This window comes from Bradyrhizobium sp. (assembly GCF_035273305.1).
GTDB lineage: Bacteria > Pseudomonadota > Alphaproteobacteria > Rhizobiales > Xanthobacteraceae > Bradyrhizobium.
Genome location: NZ_DATEPI010000154.1, coordinates 13,410 through 31,093 on the forward strand (window position 1 = coordinate 13,410; position 17,684 = coordinate 31,093).

The 17,684-nt window shown below is 60.4% G+C and carries 16 protein-coding genes; 9 read left to right on the top strand and 7 right to left on the bottom strand.

Annotation, left to right across the window (positions count from 1 at the left end; translation table 11 throughout):
• Nucleotides 1–16 precede the first annotated feature (16 nt).
• On the bottom strand, nucleotides 17–517 hold the full coding sequence (locus VJV58_RS10775) for a hypothetical protein (protein ID WP_324137328.1): 501 nt from the start codon (nucleotides 515–517) through the stop codon (nucleotides 17–19).
• A gap of 487 nt (nucleotides 518–1,004) precedes the next feature.
• Here VJV58_RS10775 and VJV58_RS10780 point away from each other — a divergent pair, with 487 nt between their 5' ends.
• The 6 genes from VJV58_RS10780 (at nucleotide 1,005) to VJV58_RS10805 (ending at nucleotide 7,171) form a co-directional block, all read left to right on the top strand.
• Nucleotides 1,005–1,247, top strand: a complete 243-nt coding sequence (locus VJV58_RS10780) for a hypothetical protein (RefSeq protein WP_324137329.1) — start codon at nucleotides 1,005–1,007, stop codon at nucleotides 1,245–1,247.
• A gap of 197 nt (nucleotides 1,248–1,444) precedes the next feature.
• A complete protein-coding gene (gene hpnC, locus VJV58_RS10785) occupies nucleotides 1,445–2,323 on the top strand; it encodes a squalene synthase HpnC (protein ID WP_324137330.1) in 879 nt (292 codons plus the stop codon).
• Nucleotides 2,320–3,162 (top strand): presqualene diphosphate synthase HpnD, encoded by an 843-nt coding sequence (gene hpnD / locus VJV58_RS10790; RefSeq protein ID WP_324137331.1) that lies wholly within the window; start codon nucleotides 2,320–2,322, stop codon nucleotides 3,160–3,162. The genes hpnC and hpnD overlap by 4 nt, the downstream gene beginning before the upstream one ends.
• Nucleotides 3,162–4,415 (top strand): hydroxysqualene dehydroxylase HpnE, encoded by a 1,254-nt coding sequence (gene hpnE, locus VJV58_RS10795; protein ID WP_324137332.1) that lies wholly within the window; start codon nucleotides 3,162–3,164, stop codon nucleotides 4,413–4,415. Before hpnD ends, hpnE begins: the two co-directional genes overlap by 1 nt.
• Nucleotides 4,416–4,475: 60 nt before the next feature.
• Nucleotides 4,476–6,440: a squalene--hopene cyclase gene (shc, locus tag VJV58_RS10800; RefSeq protein WP_324137333.1), complete on the top strand. Its 1,965-nt coding sequence runs from the start codon at nucleotides 4,476–4,478 to the stop codon at nucleotides 6,438–6,440.
• Nucleotides 6,437–7,171 carry a phosphorylase gene (locus tag VJV58_RS10805; RefSeq protein ID WP_324137334.1) on the top strand — a complete coding sequence of 245 codons (735 nt, stop codon included), beginning with the start codon at nucleotides 6,437–6,439 and terminating at the stop codon, nucleotides 7,169–7,171. The genes shc and VJV58_RS10805 overlap by 4 nt, the downstream gene beginning before the upstream one ends.
• Here VJV58_RS10805 and hpnH read toward each other — a convergent pair.
• Together hpnH and ispH are read right to left on the bottom strand one after the other, a co-directional pair.
• Complete coding sequence (gene hpnH / locus VJV58_RS10810) at nucleotides 7,112–8,260, bottom strand: adenosyl-hopene transferase HpnH (protein ID WP_324137335.1); 1,149 nt, start codon at nucleotides 8,258–8,260, stop codon at nucleotides 7,112–7,114. The two genes, VJV58_RS10805 and hpnH, sit on opposite strands and share 60 nt — an antisense overlap.
• A gap of 25 nt (nucleotides 8,261–8,285) precedes the next feature.
• Nucleotides 8,286–9,212 carry a 4-hydroxy-3-methylbut-2-enyl diphosphate reductase gene (ispH, locus tag VJV58_RS10815; protein ID WP_324137343.1) on the bottom strand — a complete coding sequence of 309 codons (927 nt, stop codon included), beginning with the start codon at nucleotides 9,210–9,212 and terminating at the stop codon, nucleotides 8,286–8,288.
• Nucleotides 9,213–9,627: 415 nt separating this feature from the next.
• Here ispH and VJV58_RS10820 point away from each other — a divergent pair, with 415 nt between their 5' ends.
• The gene (locus VJV58_RS10820) at nucleotides 9,628–12,216 is read left to right on the top strand and encodes an MMPL family transporter (RefSeq protein ID WP_324137336.1); all 2,589 of its coding nucleotides are present in this window, start codon (nucleotides 9,628–9,630) and stop codon (nucleotides 12,214–12,216) included.
• On the opposite strand, the gene VJV58_RS10825 is transcribed toward VJV58_RS10820, so the two are convergent.
• Nucleotides 12,184–12,813, bottom strand: coding sequence for a DUF2147 domain-containing protein (locus VJV58_RS10825; protein ID WP_324137344.1), 630 nt, complete (start codon nucleotides 12,811–12,813; stop codon nucleotides 12,184–12,186). The two genes, VJV58_RS10820 and VJV58_RS10825, sit on opposite strands and share 33 nt — an antisense overlap.
• 127 nt (nucleotides 12,814–12,940) lie before the next feature.
• Between VJV58_RS10825 and hpnO the strand changes: the two genes are divergently transcribed.
• Together hpnO and VJV58_RS10835 are read left to right on the top strand one after the other, a co-directional pair.
• The gene (gene hpnO, locus VJV58_RS10830) at nucleotides 12,941–14,332 is read left to right on the top strand and encodes an aminobacteriohopanetriol synthase HpnO (protein ID WP_324137337.1); all 1,392 of its coding nucleotides are present in this window, start codon (nucleotides 12,941–12,943) and stop codon (nucleotides 14,330–14,332) included.
• 139 nt (nucleotides 14,333–14,471) lie between these two features.
• The gene (locus VJV58_RS10835; RefSeq protein WP_324137338.1) at nucleotides 14,472–15,563 is read left to right on the top strand and encodes a serine hydrolase; all 1,092 of its coding nucleotides are present in this window, start codon (nucleotides 14,472–14,474) and stop codon (nucleotides 15,561–15,563) included.
• Nucleotides 15,564–15,812: 249 nt separating this feature from the next.
• Here the strand turns inward: VJV58_RS10835 and VJV58_RS10840 are convergent, their stop codons facing one another.
• The 3 genes from VJV58_RS10840 to VJV58_RS10850 all read right to left on the bottom strand — a co-directional run.
• Nucleotides 15,813–16,118, bottom strand: coding sequence for a hypothetical protein (locus VJV58_RS10840; protein WP_324137339.1), 306 nt, complete (start codon nucleotides 16,116–16,118; stop codon nucleotides 15,813–15,815).
• A gap of 281 nt (nucleotides 16,119–16,399) precedes the next feature.
• Nucleotides 16,400–17,161 (bottom strand): anti-sigma factor, encoded by a 762-nt coding sequence (locus VJV58_RS10845; RefSeq protein ID WP_324137340.1) that lies wholly within the window; start codon nucleotides 17,159–17,161, stop codon nucleotides 16,400–16,402.
• Nucleotides 17,158–17,684, bottom strand: a 527-nt coding sequence (locus VJV58_RS10850; protein ID WP_324137341.1) for a sigma-70 family RNA polymerase sigma factor, incomplete at its 5' end; no start/stop codon positions are given. The genes VJV58_RS10850 and VJV58_RS10845, both read right to left, overlap by 4 nt.

The following is a 17,684-nucleotide window of genomic DNA, read 5'->3' on the forward strand; positions in this document are numbered from 1 at the left end:
TTCAGCTCTTCGGAAGCTAGCTTTTCACCATCGTAATGGTGACGCCTCTTATCTCGCCTTTGGAATTGATCTGTACCGTTTGTTTGTTGCCGTTGGTCTTGAGCGACAGGTTGGCGGCGAATCCATTCGCCTCGACAAATACGTCGATCTGACCGCCGCCAGCCGTGCCCTGCAGATCGCCAAAGATATTGCGGCTGGCTTCGCTCCACCGACCAGAAATGCGATCGCCCTGGCTGGTCACATCGCTGGTCAAATCGAATTTGTAGCTGTCGCTGGCGCAGCGCAAATTCTGCTTCAGGCCGAGGCCACTACCGTCGACCTTATAGTCGGCTTTGCAACGAATCCGCTCGGTGGTCCCATCCGAAAGCGCGACCGTGCCGTTCCCGGACCATGCGCCGTTAAACCCGGCAAACGGGCCAGATTGGGCATATGTCGCTGAAACCGACAGCATGAGCGCGGCCGCGACACCTGCAACCCTGAGACCTTGTGCAAACAATCTGGCGCCAAACCGTTTCATCGCGTTTTTCCATCCATTTCGACGTTTCTCGGGAATACGTCGCCGCATCGAAGTTTAGTGTCGCCTGTGTGGCTTTGGTTCAAGCGCAACTCATGGCTGCCTGGAAGTGCGCTGCTTCGCCGCTGCGTTGGGCAGGTAATCGCACATTTCAGTCCTTCTGAGTCCTTCCCGCGAACCGCATTCTGGCGAAATCAAATACCCCGAATTTTGTTCAATTTGCAGCATCCCTAACTTAGTTGCTCGCCCGGCGCAGCCGCAACGGCCAATCGCGAATAAATATCCAGGAAAATAAGCGTGGAAATCCGCGCGCCGGTTGCACGGCTGCGAAATTGGAACTGTGACCGCCGCAAATTTGGCCGCATTTAGCAGTGCCTTTGGTCTCCTCGTTGCTGCGATATATGCGGCGTCTGCAATCCGAATCTTCGGTCCCGATCGTGCCTTGCGTAATGAGGGATTGGAATTCTTGCCCTTTGAACAAAGGAACACGATGCGTAAATCTTTCCTCACGCTCATCCTGGTGTCGTTATCGGTTGCCACCGCCGCTTTCGCGCAACCGCAGCCGCAACGCAGTGGCACGCCAGCCGAGCAGGCGGCCTGTTCGCGCGATGTCCAGCGCCACTGCCGTCCCGTCATCGATCAAGGCGATTTTACGATTCTGGCCTGCCTTCAGGAACATCGCCCCAAGTTGAGCAAGGCCTGCGACCAGGTACTAAAGGAGCACGGGCAATAGGAAACGGCAGGCTTCGTTAGCGCTCGGCGCACTGGGGGCGTTTCGCCGCTTAGGGCGCTCCGCGACCTCGCCGGGAATGCTTGATAGCATTGGTTTTGGGATCGTATTCCCCTATATGGGGTTTGCGATCCGTTCGCATGCGCGGTAGCACCGCGGGCGATTCAGCCATTGTTTCAATTGAATGTAGCCAACTTTTCATGATCAGCGCGAGCGACCTGCGATCCGGCAAGACGCATCGGGACGAGAACTTCCCGGTGGCCTCCTGGATCATACATCCGCGTCACCGCCGACTGATCCTGGCGTTCTACAATTTCGTCAGAACCGCCGACGATGTCGCGGATCATGACTCACTCGGCCAGACCGAGAAGCTTCGGTATCTCGACCTGCTCGAAGCCGAACTGCTGGGCAAGGGCGATACCCAGCCCGAGGCGATCAGGCTGCGGAACGCACTTTCTGAGCGTTCGATGCCGCCGCGCCATGCTCTGGATGTTCTCACGGCTTTCCGCATGGATGTATCCAAGCTTCGTTACGACAGCTGGGACGAAGTGATCCATTATTGCCGATACTCGGCCATGCCGGTCGGGCGTTTCATGCTCGATGTTCATGGCGAAAGCCAGTCGACCTGGGCGGCATCCGACGCGCTCTGCGCGGCGCTGCAGATCAACAATCATCTGCAGGATTGCGGCAAGGACTATAGAAATCTCAATCGCGTTTATCTGCCTCGCGATGCGCTGGCTGCCGCGGGAGCCTCCGTGGAGGAGCTCGGGCGCGAGCGCGCATCGCCGCAGCTTTTGCGGTGCCTGCATTCGCTGGCAGCACGAACCCAAACGTTGCTTGATGAAAGCAGATCGCTCAGCACCGAAGTAAGGGATTTTCGGCTCGGGCTTGAGATTTCAGTGATACAGGCGTTCGCCGACAAAATCGTTGTTCTCTTAAAGGCGCGCGATCCGTTGAGCGAGAGAGTTCATCTTGGCCCAATTGACCTGCTCGCGCACAGCCTCGCTGGCTTGGCAAGCGAAATGGCCCGGCGCGCGTCGGGACGGCGGAGCGCCTCCAAGCCGGCGGCCGGCGCATGACAACTGAGACGGCGGCGGCAGCCAATCCCAGTTATGGGACTACGGCGTCTGGCAGCTCGTTTTATGCGGCGATGCGCATTTTGCCGCCCGAGCAGCGCGAGGCGATGTTTCAGATTTACAGCTTTTGCCGGCAGGTCGACGATATCGCAGATTCGGATGGCCCACGGCCGGAGCGGCTGGCCGCTTTGCAGCGATGGCGACACGACATCGAATCGCTTTATCAGGGGCATCCGCCGGCAAGGCTAAAGGATTACGTCGGCTCGATTCAAAAGTTCGATCTGAGGCGAGAGGATTTTCTGGCGATCGTCGATGGCATGGAGATGGATGTGCCGCAGGACATCCGCGCTCCGGATCTTGTAACGCTCGATCTCTATTGCGATCGGGTGGCAAGCGCGGTCGGCAGGCTTTCGGTGCGGGTATTCGGTCTCCCGGAAGCCGACGGCATCCTGCTTGCGCATCATCTGGGGCGCGCGCTCCAGCTGACAAATATCCTGCGCGACATTGATGAAGATGCTGCGATCGGGCGGCTCTATCTGCCCAAGGAGGGACTCTTGCACGCGGGTATCACCACGACGGATCCGATCAGGGTTACCAACGACCCGGCGTTGCCGAAAGCATGTGCATCACTCGTGCCGCAGATATTGGGGCATTTCGACAAAGCCGATGAAGTGATGCGCCGGACTCCGCGGCGGGTGGTCCGCGCCCCCCGGATTATGTCGAAATATTATAGGGCCATTCTGCAACTGCTGCTGAAGAGGGGCTTCGCGCAGCCGCGGCCGCCGGTACGGCTCAACAAGGTGGCCCGTATGGCCATCGTCCTTCGCTACGCGTTCATCTGATGCCAAAAACAGTTCACATCATCGGCGCTGGAATATCGGGCCTCTCGGCAGCGGTGCGGCTGGCAGGAGCGAATTATAGTGTGCACATTCACGAAGCCACGCAGCAAGCCGGCGGCCGCTGCAGGTCGTATTTCGACACGGCGACTAATCTGACAATCGATAACGGCAATCATCTGCTGTTATCGGGCAATCGTGACGCGCTCGCATATGCGCAGTCGATCGGTACCGAGGCGGCGCTGGTCGGTCCGAAGCGCGCGCAGTTTGCGTTTGTCGATCTGCCGACAGGAAAGCGCTGGCAACTCGACCTCGGAGAGAGCCGCCTGCCGTTATGGGTGTTCGACAAAACGCGTCGGGTGCCCGATACGCGCTTGCGTGACTATCTGGCGTTGTCACCCCTGATATGGGCGACGCAGAGCAAACTCGTCGGCAAGGCGATACCTTGCGAGGGAACGCTGTACCACCGCTTGGTCCAGCCACTGCTGTTGGCGGCGCTGAACGTCGATCCTCCCGAAGGCTCGGCCGGGCTCGCGGGCGCGGTGGTTCGCGAAACGCTGCTGGCGGGCGGGCAGGCTTGTCGGCCGCTGGTCGCGCGCGATGGGTTGAGTGCGGTGCTTATCGAGCCCGCGATCACGCTGTTGAAGCAACAGGGGGCCGACATCCAGTTCGGACACGAATTGCGCGAAATTGGTCTCTCCGTCGATGGCGTTGGGGAGTTAAGGTTTGGGACCGACAACCTTTCTATCGCCCCGGAGGATGCCGTGGTCATGGCTGTGCCGCCACGCCCAGCCGCCTTGCTGGTGCCGGGACTGAAGACGCCGACGAAATTCCGGGCCATCCTGAACGCCCATTTCCGCTTCGATCCGCCCAAGGACATGCCGCCGCTCATCGGGGTTGTAGGGGGACTGGTGGAATGGCTGTTCGCGTTCCCGCAGCGCCTATCGGTGACCATCAGCAACGGCGATCGGCTCATGGATATGCCGCGCGAGGAGCTCGCGCAGGCGATCTGGCGGGATGTCTGCAAGGCGGCAGGAGTAGAGGGTGAATTGCCGCCCTGGCAAATCGTGCGCGAACGCCGCGCCACCTTCGAGTCGACACCTGAGCAAAACGCGCTGCGGCCGGGCGCGTCCACTGCGTGGAAAAACCTGTTCCTCGCGGGCGATTGGACTGATACGGGGTTGCCGGCAACCATCGAAGGGTCGGTGCGGTCGGGAAACCGCGCCGCCGACCTGGTCCTCGCCATGCAGCGTCGCTGAGGCGAGCTGACGAGTCGCTCTGGCAATCCAGCAAGGCATAAACAGCAGAGGTCGAGCCTGATGCATTCCGTTGAAAAATCAGTTGGAAGCCACCCCGGTGAGGCCCTGGAGACCAGCATCGCGGCTGCCACGCGTGCCGTGCTGGACGCCCGGCAGGCGGATGGACACTGGGTGTTCGAACTGGAAGCGGATGCGACGATCCCCGCCGAATATGTGCTGCTTCGCCACTATCTTGGCGAGCCGGTAGACAGTGTGCTTGAGAGCAAGATCGCCAATTATCTGCGCCGCGTTCAGGGAGCGCATGGCGGCTGGCCGCTGGTGCATGAAGGCGACTTTGACATGAGCGCCAGCGTCAAAGCGTATTTCGCGCTGAAGATGATGGGCCATTCCCCGGACGCGCCGCACATGATGCGTGCGCGCGAGGCGATCCGCTCACGTGGCGGGGCTATTCACAGCAACGTCTTCACCCGCTTCATGCTGGCGATGTTCGGCGTGATGAAATGGCGCAGCGTGCCGGTAATTCCGGTCGAGATCATGCTGCTGCCGCTGTGGTTCCCATTCCACATCAACAAGATGTCGTACTGGGCGCGAACCACGGTCGTGCCATTACTGGTGCTTGCGGCGTTGAAGCCGCGCGCGAAGAAAGCCGACGCAATCAACCTCGACGAACTGTTTCTGCAACCGCCGCTTTCGATCGGAATGACGGCAAAGGCTCCGCATCAGAGCTGGGGGTGGTTTCTCTTCTTCCGCGGTCTCGATAGCGTGCTTCGCGTGCTCGAACCATTGTCCCCGAAGAAACTGCGCACACGCGCGATCGACGCGGCGGTTGCGTTCATCGAAGAACGGTTGAACGGCGAAGACGGCTTGGGTGCAATCTATCCTCCGATCGCCAATGCCATCATGATGTACGACGCGCTCGGCAAGTCCGCGGATTATCCGCCGCGCGCGATCACGCGGCGAGCGCTTGAGAGGCTTCTGGTGATCCGCGAGCAGGAGGCTTATTGCCAGCCTTGTATGTCTCCGGTCTGGGATACCTCGCTGACATGCCACGCCATGTTCGAAGCCGGTGATGAGGAGGCTTTGTCCTCGGCCAGGCGGGCTCTGGACTGGCTGAAGCCAAAGCAGGTACTCGACGTTAAGGGCGACTGGGCGGTGAAGAGCCCGCAGGTGCGTCCGGGCGGCTGGGCCTTCCAGTACAACAACGAATACTATCCGGACCTCGATGACACCGCCGTCGTCGTGATGGCGATGGATCGTGCCAAGCGCCTCGACAAAACCGGGGACTACGATGCCGCGATTGCCCGCGGACGGGAGTGGATCGAGGGCATGCAAAGCCGCAACGGCGGCTGGGCCGCCTTCGATGTCAACAACCTCGAATATTACCTGAACAATATTCCGTTCTCGGATCATGGCGCGCTGCTTGATCCGCCCACCGAGGATGTCACCGCTCGCTGCGTCTCGATGCTGGCGCAGCTCGGCGCGACGCTTCAAAGCAGCAAGCCGTTGTCGGACGGGGTCGGCTATTTGCGCCGGACCCAGCTCGCCGAGGGATCATGGTACGGTCGCTGGGGGCTGAATTACATTTATGGCACGTGGTCGGCCCTGTGCGCGCTCAACGCCGCCGGTGTCGAGCATGGTGATCCGGTGATTCGCAAAGGCGTGGATTGGCTGCTGTCGATTCAGAATAAAGACGGCGGCTGGGGCGAGGACGCCCGCAGCTACCGGCTCGACTACAGCGGATTCGAGGGCGCGCCATCGACGGCCTCGCAAACGGCATGGGCTTTGCTGGGGTTAATGGCAGCCGGTGAGGTGGCCCACCCGGCCGTCGCGAAAGGAATCCAGTACCTCATTGCCACACAAACTGAAAAAGGCCTGTGGGATGAACAGCGATTCACGGCGACAGGCTTTCCTCGGGTCTTCTACCTGCGCTATCATGGCTACTCGAAGTTCTTTCCGCTCTGGGCGATGGCGCGGTATCGAAATCTGAGGAACACGAACAGCAGGGCGGTAGGGGTCGGAATGTGAAGTTGGGGGCTGGGAGCGGCATATCCGCGGGCGAACGAATCGATCCGCGGCCGGTATTGATTGTGACTGGTCTGGTGCAGGAGGCCCGCATCGCGGCGGGGCCCGGCATGACCGTGATCTGCAGTAGTAGTGATCCGCAGCAGTTGCGGGCGCTGCTCACGGTGTTCGACCCCTCGACCATCAGAGGCGTTATCAGCTTCGGAGTCGCCGGCGGACTGGATCCCTCGTTGAAGTCCGGCGATGTGGTCGTCGCCACCGAGGTTCTGGCGGGCGATACGCGCTGGCTGGCGGGTCTGGCGCTCAATGAAGAGTTGATTGCAAGCGTGGCGCTCGGAAGCAGCCGCGTGGTCAGGGGCGGTCTGGCGGGCGTCGAGGAGGTCGTGGCCGGGAGTTCGGTCAAGGCTGCCCTGCACCTTGAGACCGGTGCGGCGGCGGTTGACATGGAAAGCCATATCGCAGCGGCCTATGCCGAAGAATCAGGTCTTCCGTTTGCGGCACTCCGTGTCATCAGCGACCCCGCCAGCCGAGCGCTGCCGCCGCTGGCGATGGCCGCGATCAAGCCGAACGGCGACATCGATCTCCGCAAAGTCCTGAGCGGTGTGGCGCGCAATCCCATGACGTTGCGCGCGCTGGTGTCGACCGGAATCGACTTCAACCGCGCGCTGCGTAGCCTACGCGGCTGTCGAGGCTTTCTGCTCCCGGGCGAGGGCCTCGTCACGGCGGATCTCTGACAGGCGTTTCTGCACTTCCGCTGAGAAGATGTACTGGGCGGGCCGCTGATTTGCGAGGCTGATCTCCGGCGCCATCGGCCCCGTCGTTCGCACGCCGCGCAATGCCACCCAGAGCGCCTTGAATGGATTGTTCAGCGCCGCATCGGCAGCCGTCGGCTCGTAACCGCAATGGGCCATGCAGTTGGCGCATTTTTCGTACTTGCCGGTGCCGTACGTCTCCCAATCCGTCGTTTCCATCAGCTCCTTGAAGGTCTTGGCGTAGCCTTCTCCGAGCAGATAGCAGGGTTTCTGCCAGCCAAAGATGTTGCGCGCCGGCATGCCCCACGGCGTGCACTCGTAGTCCTGATTGCCGGCAAGGAAATCCAGGAACAGGCCGGAGTGCATGAAATTCCACTTCTTGCCCTTGCCGAGCGCAAACACGTCGCGGAACAGCTTCTTGGTCTTGGTCCGGTTCAGGAAATGCTCCTGATCGGGTGCGCGCTCATAAGCGTAGCCCGGAGACATTGAAACCCCGACGCCCAGTTCCGTGGTGAAGTCGAGGAACTTGGCGATGTCCTCGGCAGCATGGCCGTCGAAGATCGTGGCGTTGACGTTGACCGTGAAGCCTCTCGCCTTGGCGGCCTTGATCGCCGAAACCGCGCGATCGAACACGCCCTTCTGGGAGACGGCCTTGTCATGGTGTTCCCGCAGCCCGTCCAGATGGACCGAGAAAAACAGGTACGGCGACGGCTCGAACAGGTCGAGTTTCTTCTCCAGCAGCAGCGCGTTGGTGCACAGCGATACGAATTTCTTGCGCGCCACGAGGCCGCGCACGATCTCGCCGATTTCCTTGTGGATCAGCGGCTCGCCGCCGGGGATCGCGACCATTGGCGCACCGCATTCGTCAGCGGCATCCCAGCATTCCTGCGCCGACATCCGCCGATTGAGGATAGCGTCGGGATAGTCGATCTTTCCGCAGCCGACGCACGCGAGGTTGCAGCGAAACAGCGGCTCGAGCATCAGCACCAGCGGGTAGCGTTTCCGGCCCAACAGCTTCTGCTTGATCAGATAGCCGCCGATACGCATTTCCTTGAAAAACGGTATTGCCATTCGAAGTTTTCTTTCCAGAGTTGGATCAGCCTGCCGCCAGTTCAGCCGGAAGCCGGAATTCGATATTTTCTTCGCGCCCCGGCAGTACTGACACCGTCACCGGGCCGATGCGTCGTAAAGCTTCAATCACGTCATCGACCAGCACTTCGGGCGCCGAGGCGCCCGCGGTGATGCCCACAGCATTGGCATCCTTCAGCCATTCCGGGTTTAGCTCACTGCCATCGGCAACCAGATAACTCGCGACGCCGGCTTCCGTGCCGATTTCGCGGAGCCTGTTCGAATTGGAACTGTTGGCAGCTCCTACCACCAAAATCACGTCAACCAATGTACTAAGGTCCCTTACCGCAGATTGACGGTTCTGTGTCGCATAGCAGATATCCCGGATATCCGGGCCTTGAATGTCCGTAAAACGCTGCTGAAGGGCGGAAATGATGTCTTTTGTGTCATCTACGCTGAGTGTGGTCTGGGTGATGTAGGCCACGGGCGTATCCGTGGGGAGGGTCAAAGCGGCGACATCCTCGACGTTCTGGACGAGCAGCACGGGGCCGGGAACCTGACCCATGGTTCCCTCCACTTCGGGATGGCCGGCGTGACCGATCAGGATCAGCGCCCGGCCCTTGGACATATAGCGCTTGCCCTGATTGTGGACCTTGGTGACCAGCGGGCAGGTCGCATTGAGCACCGGCAGCCCCCTGCTTGCGGCTTCTTCCTCGACGCTCCTCGCGACCCCGTGGGCACTGAACACGGTGACGGCATGCGGCGGCACTTCCGACAGGTCCTCGACGAATATGGCGCCTTTATTCTTGAGGCTTTCGACCACGTACTTGTTATGGACGATCTCGTGGCGCACATAGACGGGCGGCCCGTACTTCTCGAGCGCGCGCTCGACGATCTCGATCGCACGCACGACCCCGGCGCAAAATCCGCGCGGCTGTGCCAGATACACTCTCATGGGCGTCCGTGATCCCTGTTGCAGCAACTCATTACAGTTTCCTCCAAGTGGGGTTCCGGCTGTATCCGCGCCAGACCGGATTGGCACCCACTTCCTCCTAAAGGCATGGAGGAGCGGGGCTTTGTGTCAAAAAACGGCCGGCTAGAAAAGCCCGGGATTCTGAAATGAAGGCCTTGTTCAGGTATAATAGTACGGAAAATTGTTAACGAACAACGGCCTTCCGAGGCCCCGTCTCGCCCTTGCGGGAGGCCCGTCGCACCTATATCAGCACGCCAGCGCCTTCCGCCACGTTTTCGAACGGCCGGCCTCCGCGCCTCAAGGAAAAACCATCAAAAAGCAACATTGGGTCGGCCTTTGAGCTCCGATAAACGGCAGGCATTTGCGGGACGCGCCGTTAACATTAGAAAGTGAAAATGTGCTGACAACTGCCGTCGTATCGATCGTCAAAGCGTGCACGCGATTTTCATCTGTCACGATCCTGGTCGCGCTTCTGCTCGCGATCGGCGCGGGGTTCTACACGGCCCGGCACTTCTCGATCAACACCGACATCAACACGCTGATTTCGTCCAATCTCGATTGGCGCAAGCGCGATAATCAATTCGGCGAGGCGTTCGACCGCGACCGTACCATCCTGGCGGTGGTCGAAGGCCCAACGCCTGAACTGGCGAGCGCGGCGAGCAAGGCGCTTGCCCAAAAATTGTCGGCCGACAGCAAGAATTTCGAGTCGGTCCAGCAGCTCGGCGCTGGAGAGTTCTTTGACAAAAATGGGTTGCTGTTCCTTCCCGAGGCGGAGGTGGAGCGGCTGACCGGGCAGTTCGAATCGGCTGCTCCGCTGATTGAAATCATGGCCGGAGATCCCAGCATCCGTGGCCTGACCGGCGCGCTGGAAACCGGGCTCGCCGGGATCAAGCGCGGACAGGTGAAGCTCGACAGCACCGAGAGGCCGTTCAACCTCATCTCCGACACCATCGAACACGTCTTGAATACCGGTTCGGGGACCTTCTCCTGGCGTGAACTTGTCAGCGATAAGCCTCTGACAGATGCCGACCGGCGCGGCTTCATCGAACTTAAACCTGTACTAGACTACAACGCGCTCGAGCCTGGCAAAGCCGCAACCGACGCTATCAGGCAGACAGCCAAGGACCTCAACTTCGCCGGCGAATACGGCGCGCGGGTCAGGCTGACCGGCCCGATCCCGATCGCCAATGAAGAATACGCCACGGTCCAGGACGGCGCGGTGGTCAACGGGCTCGGCACCATCCTGGTCGTGCTTGTCATTCTCTGGCTGGCGCTGCATTCGCCGAAGATCATCTTTGCGGTCTTCGCCAATCTCTTTATCGGGCTGTCGATCACCACGGCGCTCGGCCTGATGATGGTGGGATCGCTCAACCTGCTTTCGATCGCATTCGCGGTACTGTTCGTTGGATTGGGCGTGGACTTCGGCATTCAGTACAGCGTTCGTTATCGCTCCGAACGCTTCAAGACCGAAGATCTGAGGGGCGCGCTGGTGCAGGCCGCCGAACGCTCAGCGGTGCCGCTTTCGCTGGCCGCAATGGCCACCGCGGCGGGATTCCTGTCGTTCCTGCCGACCGACTACAAAGGCATCTCGGAACTGGGCGAGATCGCGGGCGTGGGCATGCTGGTTGCCTTTACTTCCAGCATCACCGTTCTTCCGGCGCTGCTGAAGCTGCTTAACCCGCCAGGTGAAAGTGAGCCGGTCGGCTACGCGTTCCTGGCGCCTGTCGATGAATTTCTAGAAAAGCATCGGGTCATCATTATTGTCGGAACGCTTCTGGTCGCTGTCGCCGGCCTGCCGCTGCTTTACTTCCTGCACTTTGATTTCAATCCGATAAATCTGCGCAGTCCCAAGGTTGAATCGATCGCGACCTTCCTCGATTTGAGAAGGGACCCCAACACGGGCGCCAATGCCATCAATGTGCTGACGAACTCGGAAGAGGACGCGAAAAACATCAAGGCCCGACTGGAGAAGCTGCCCGAAGTCCTGCGGGTGGTATCGCTGGACAGCTTTGTGCCGGAAGACCAGCCGGCAAAGCTGAAGCTGATCGCGCAAGGGGCCAAGGTTCTTGATCCAGCTCTCAATCCGGACTCGATAGATGATCCGCCCTCGGACCAGGAGAACGTCGAGGCGTTGAACGGAACGGCGGCAAGCCTGCGTAGGACTGCCGGCAACGAGAACGGGCCGGGCGCGGTCGCATCACGGCGCCTGGCCGATGCGCTAGCGAAGCTCGCGCAGTCCGATCAAGCCACGCGCGACAAGACCCAGGCGATCTTCGTCAAGCCCATGAAGATCGTGTTCGATCAGCTAAGAAATCTGCTTCAGGCTCAGCCGGTCAGCCTTAATAATTTGCCGGCGGATCTGGTGAGTGCCTGGAAGACCAAGGACGGCTTGCAGCGTATTGAGGCGATGCCGCGTGGCGATCCAAATGACAATGATACGCTGCGCAAGTTCGCGTCGGCGGTATTGGCGGCCGAGCCGAACGCGATCGGAGGCCCGGTTTCGATCCTCAAATCGGGTGACACGGTGGTGAAGGCCTTCATTCACGCCGGCATCACCGCGCTGCTGGTGATCAGCGTCTTGTTGTGGCTTGCCTTGCGTCGCATAACCGATGTGTTGCTGACGTTGGTGCCGCTGCTGGTCGCCGGGGCGGTAACGCTGGAAGTTTGCGTGCTGATCGGAATGCCGCTCAACTTCGCCAACATCGTCGCGTTGCCGTTGCTGCTTGGCATCGGCGTTGCGTTCAAGATCTACTATGTGACCGCTTGGCGCTCGGGCAGAACCAACCTCCTGCAGTCGAGCCTCACCCGCGCGATTTTCTTCAGCGCGATGACCACCGCGACCGCGTTCGGAAGCCTGTGGTTATCGAGTCATCCGGGAACGGCGAGCATGGGCAAGCTTCTCGCCATGTCGCTCGTCACCACTTTGGCTGCGGTGCTGCTGTTCCAGCCGGCGCTAATGGGTAAACCCCGCGATATCGGGAAGTAGGCAGATGTCGCCTACTTGATCGGTCGACTGCGCGGAATTTGGCGGCTTTTGTCCTTTGACCCCGGCATTGACAGACCCGGTGGTCCTAGGGGCCGCTGCCATGTTCTTCGGTGCAGCGGTCTTGGATGATGGAGCAGTAGCTTTCGGCGAGCTCTTCGCCATGCTGTTGGCAGGGCTCGACGGGATCGGACCGGCGACGCGGGTCCAGGTTTCGCCGCCGCACAGAAACCCGAGCACGCAGCCTTGAATCTCGAGATGATCGGGATCGATCGGTTTGATCGTCGAGCTGTAGTATTGGCCATCCTTCGCGTTATAGACTTGGCCTTCCCATTGATCGACGCCAGCCTTCTTCTTCATGTCGATCAGGATCGGCATTCCGAGGGTGGGCCTGTTCTGTTTTGAAACATCGGGATTATGTGTGTCGCGCCCGCCCGGCGTTTGTTCCCACACAACGGCACCCCACATGCTTCCATTACATTGCTGGACCCGGATATCGGCAACGCCGTCCGCCACCTTCCAGTCACCGGTAGGATCCAGCGCGAGCGCGGGCGCAAGACTCGTCGCCAAAAACAAGCCGGAATATACTGCTGAGCGTATGAACGGGCAGTGCAACATTTTCTGTCCTGCTAAGTGACTTAACGCTTGGGGGTCAAAACGCCGCATCAGGCGTTTTCAGTTGACGAATTCAGTTGACGAAATGGCTATCAACCGAAGTATGTAGCGGATGCTATATTCAAATCTAGACGTTTCCGAGATGTTTGTGGACCGTCAGGCGCAGCGCAGTTCCATGCATGCGCGTCACTTGAATGAGCAACTGGTACGGGTGCTCAAAACCATCGGTTACGACGTCGGCTTTCAGAAGGGACAAGGTCAATACCTCTATGATCGAGATGGCGCACGCTATCTGGATTTACTCAGTGGTTTTGGCGTTTTTGCGATTGGACGGAACCATCCAGCTTTGCGCCACGCCTTGAAGAGCGTGCTCGATAGCGATCTGCCCAATCTGGTTCAGCTCGATGTATCGACCCTTGCCGGCGTGTTGGCGGAACGTCTGCTGGAAAAAGTTCCTTACCTCGACAAGGTTTTCTTTGCCAACTCCGGCGCGGAGTGTGTTGAGGCCGCGATCAAGTTCGCACGAGGTTCTACCGGCCGCCCGGGCATCGTCTACTGTGCTCATTCCTTCCATGGATTGTCTTATGGCGCGCTCTCGCTGACTGATGATTCCAACTTTCGCGGAGGCTTCGAGCCGCTGCTGCCGGGCTGCACGTCTATTCCTTTCAATGATCTCGCCGCGCTCGAGCATGCGTTGTCGTCGCGCGAGGTTGCCGCGTTTATCGTCGAGCCGATCCAGGGCAAGGGTGTCAATATGCCCAGCGACGAATTCCTGCCGGGTGCCGCTGCGCTGTGCCGGAAGTACGGCACGTTGTTCGTCGCCGATGAAATCCAGACCGGGATGGGTCGCACCGGGCGCTTTCTCGCGGTCGAACACTGGAACGTCGAACCGGATATGGTGCTGCTCTCCAAGGCCCTGTCTGGCGGCCATGTGCCGGTAGGCGCGTTGCTCACGCGCAAGTCGATCTTCGACAAGATCTTCAACCAAATGGACCGGGCCGTGGTGCACGGATCCACGTTTGCGAAAAACGATCTCGCAATGGCCGCCGGTATCGCGACCCTTGAGGTGATCGAGTCAGAAAAATTGGTCGAGGCCGCCGCCAAACGCGGCGCCGAGCTTCGGCTGGCATTGACCCGGCTCGTTCCGGGATACGAATTGTTGAAGGAGGTTCGCGGCAAGGGCCTGATGATCGGCGTCGAGTTTGGTCCGCCGAAGTCGTTGCGACTGAAAGCTTCGTGGAGCGTGCTGGAGACCGCCAGCAAAGGGTTGTTCTGCCAGCTCATCACGGTGCCATTGTTCAAGGATCACAAAATCCTCACCCAGGTTTCCGGCCACGGCAGCCACACTATCAAGCTGCTGCCGCCGCTGACCATCACCGAGGAGGATTGCAACTGGATCGAGACGGCGTTTGATGCCGTTATCGCCTCCAGCCATAAGGTGCCCGGCGCGATCTGGTCGCTCGGCAAGACGCTGGTCGACAACGCGGTTCGCAAGTCGGCCTAAGTGCTGTGTCGGAAGCTGGACTGAGCCACAGCGTCTTGGTTGTCCCGCGGAGTTCGGCGGCAAGCTGCGCTCAGAGATGTGCTATCATCACCATAGATGTTTGATGCGTCCCGCTCGCTACTCACGCCAGGAATGAAGCATGACTTATTTCAGTCGTCGCAGCGTGCTGGGCGGGATCGCAGCGGGGCTCGTTGCGGGGCCCGCGATTGGCCAATCTGTCGAGAGAGACATCCGCGAACGGTTGTCGCGGGCGCTTCAGAACGGGAAAGTGAGCGGCTTGCATGCGCTCCTGGTCGGCCGCGGCGGCGACCTGGTGTTCGAGCATTATGGGCGCGGCGAGGATGAGATTTGGGGCCGCCCGCTTGGGGTGATCGACTTTGCGCCTGACGTGCTGCACGACGTCCGCTCGGTGTCGAAGAGCGTCGTTGGTCTGATCTATGGCATTGCTCTCGCTGCGGGCAAGGTGCCGCCGCCCGAGGCGAAGCTCTATGCGCAATTTCCGGAATATCGGGACGTCGCCGCCCAGCCTGGGCGCGATCGGCTCACGATACATCATGCGCTCAGCATGACGCTCGGCCTGGAGTGGGACGAACTCACTTTGGGCTACGACAATCCGCGCAACAGCGACATGGTCATGGAAGCGGCTCCTGATCGTCTGCGCTTCGTGCTTGAGCGACCCATGGTCGGTGAACCCGGCCTTAAATGGAATTATTGTGGTGGAGCAACGGCGCTGCTCGGCCGACTCATTGCCCGAGGATACGGCGAGCCGCTGTTGACCTGCACCCGTCGTACTCTGTTTGACCCGCTCGGTTTTGGCCCGGCGGAATGGACCGTCGGACGAGACGGCGAGGCCCGCGCGGACTCGGGGCTGCGCCTACTGCCGCGCGATCTGTTGAAGCTGGGTAAACTCGTGCTCGCCGGCGCCTCGGGCAAGGACGACCAGATCGTTTCAGCCGAGTGGATAGCGCGCATCACCAAGCCCGTGGTCCCGATCGATGCTAGCCGCAGCTATGGGTATCAATGGTACATCGGCGGTTTCCCTGCCGGCAGCCCACCCCAGCCGTATCATTGGATCGGCGGGGTTGGGTGGGGCGGACAATACTTGTTGTTATTTCCAAAACTCGACCTCGTGGTCACGATCAGCTGCGGCAACTATCACCGGCCGCTCACCGAACAGAGCGCCGTGGCGCGTGCCGTACTCGCCGAGGTGGTGCTGCCAAGCTTCGTGTAGCGCGACTTTTTGCCCGTCAGTCGTGCTGGAATTTAATTCGGATTTTCAGAATTTCGCTTGACGCGAGGTTAGACGCAGGAATAGAGCGATTTGGTCCTGCTCCAGACGAGGGGCGTTGCGCAACGTCACGAACGCGGGGTGGGATGCGATGGACGCTGATGTGCTGCGGACGAACAGCGCGTGAGGCGGACGGCGAAGTCGTGTGGTTCTGACGCCTCGACGCTGGCGTTCAAGTTAGTGAGAGGTATCTCACTGGCGACGGTGACAACCAAGCCCGATCACCGGGAAGAGCACGAAGGAAACCGTTAACACCATTGCGCGGGGAATGCCGGGTGTATCCGGCGTGACCGTGGTGACTATGCTCGTATGCTTTTTTATTTTGCATGCGAGGCTGCGGGTGCATCGAGCGTCCGGCATTCCCTGCGCCCTCTGGTGTTTCAGGTGCGCTTCACGTTTATCAAAACTCGCGCGGATCACGCGGCGAGATCGCGGAGGCGTGCTGTGAACATCCGCGCCTGTCGTTTCGTACAGTGCCACGCCGTCGGCGGTCTTCATCCCTCCCACCTGTGCCTGTGGGGAGGGAGGGCACGTCGCGAGCAAGGCGGGCGATGTGACGGGTGGGGGTGTTTCGGTGTGCGACGTAACAACCCCTCCGACTGGCCTTCGGCCAGCCACCCCAAGAGCGAGCTCTGCTCGTTTCGCCCACAAAGTGGGAGGGATAAGAAGAAGAAAGAGTGCAGGCCGTGATCGCGAGGAGCGAACGCAACGAAGCAATCCATGGCCAACTCGGCAAACAAGAAAGCTAGAGGGGCCTCGAGACAATGATCCTTTCGATCTCATCCCGAAGCATTGCTTCTCATTGCGGCCTGGAATTTGTCGCCGAATTCCGCAAGTTCATCGGCGGCGAGATCGCTGACAGCCCAGTAGTTCAGCCCGCCGTCGCTCCAGGTCCTGATATTGAATCCCTGAAACGTTTCGGTTCGGGCGGGGCGGTGCTCGGTGCTGGCGGTCTGGGTAACAAACAAATTGATGACATGCAGCCGACGACGGTAAACGATGGCGCCGACTGCGCGAGCATCGACATAATCGAGGCGACCGCCGATCAGCGTATAGCCCTGAGCCGTCAGGTCGACGACCGGCGGCGCAACATCCAGTTTGCCATTGAACCACGGCTTCACCGTATGCTGATCGGTCGAAAGTACATCGGTGAGATGTCCGGCCTGGAGCGACCGCAGATGTGCCGAGACGATCTCCGATTTCATCCGCGCTTCATCATCGCTGCGCAGCACGATAGCAACAATGCCGCTCGCCGCGATCGCCGAGACGGCCGATCCCATTGCAAAGCCCCGCAGTACCGCGCGACGGCTTGGCTTATGCATTTCCGGAAGCGTCGCCTCGATGCGCCGACGCAGCGAGGCGGGCGCCGTGTAACTCAAATCAGCGGCGGTGATCGCTTTACTCATCTCGCGATAGGCGGCAAGCCGTTGGCCGCAGCGCGGGCAGGTGGCGATATGGTCCTCCACCTCGCGCGCATGCCCGGCGTCGAGCTCGCCGTCGATCAGCGCGTGAAGAAGAACCTCGGCGTCGTCGCAGGTCATTTCGGTTGCTCCTGTTCCGCCAACCATGCCAAGCGCAGCATGGCGCGGGCGCGCGCGAGACGAGACATCACCGTGCCAACGGGCACTTCCGCGACATCTGCGATTTCGCGATAGGAAAGATTTTGGATTTCACGCAGCACCAATGTTTCCCGAAACGGCTCGGCGAGCGCGTTCAGCAGCCGCCTGATCGTGCTGGCGTCCGATCGCTGCATCATTTGCGCCTCCACGGTTTCCTGCGCCTCGCTCCACAAGGGCGGCTGTTCGACTTTGTCGCTGGTTTCATCGATCGGCTCGCTGGGAGCACTCGCGCGCCGCGCGAATTCGGCGCGGCATACGTTGCGCAGGATCGCAAGCAGCCATGGCTTCATCGCCGGGCCGCGGTAGCCATCGAAATGCTTCAGAGCACGCAGATAGCATTCCTGCACGGCGTCCTCGGCGTCGGAGGGATCGCGCAGCAAATAGCGCGCCAATGTATAGACCGCGTCGAGGTGCGGCAGCGCGGCCTCGCGAAAGCGCCGCGTCT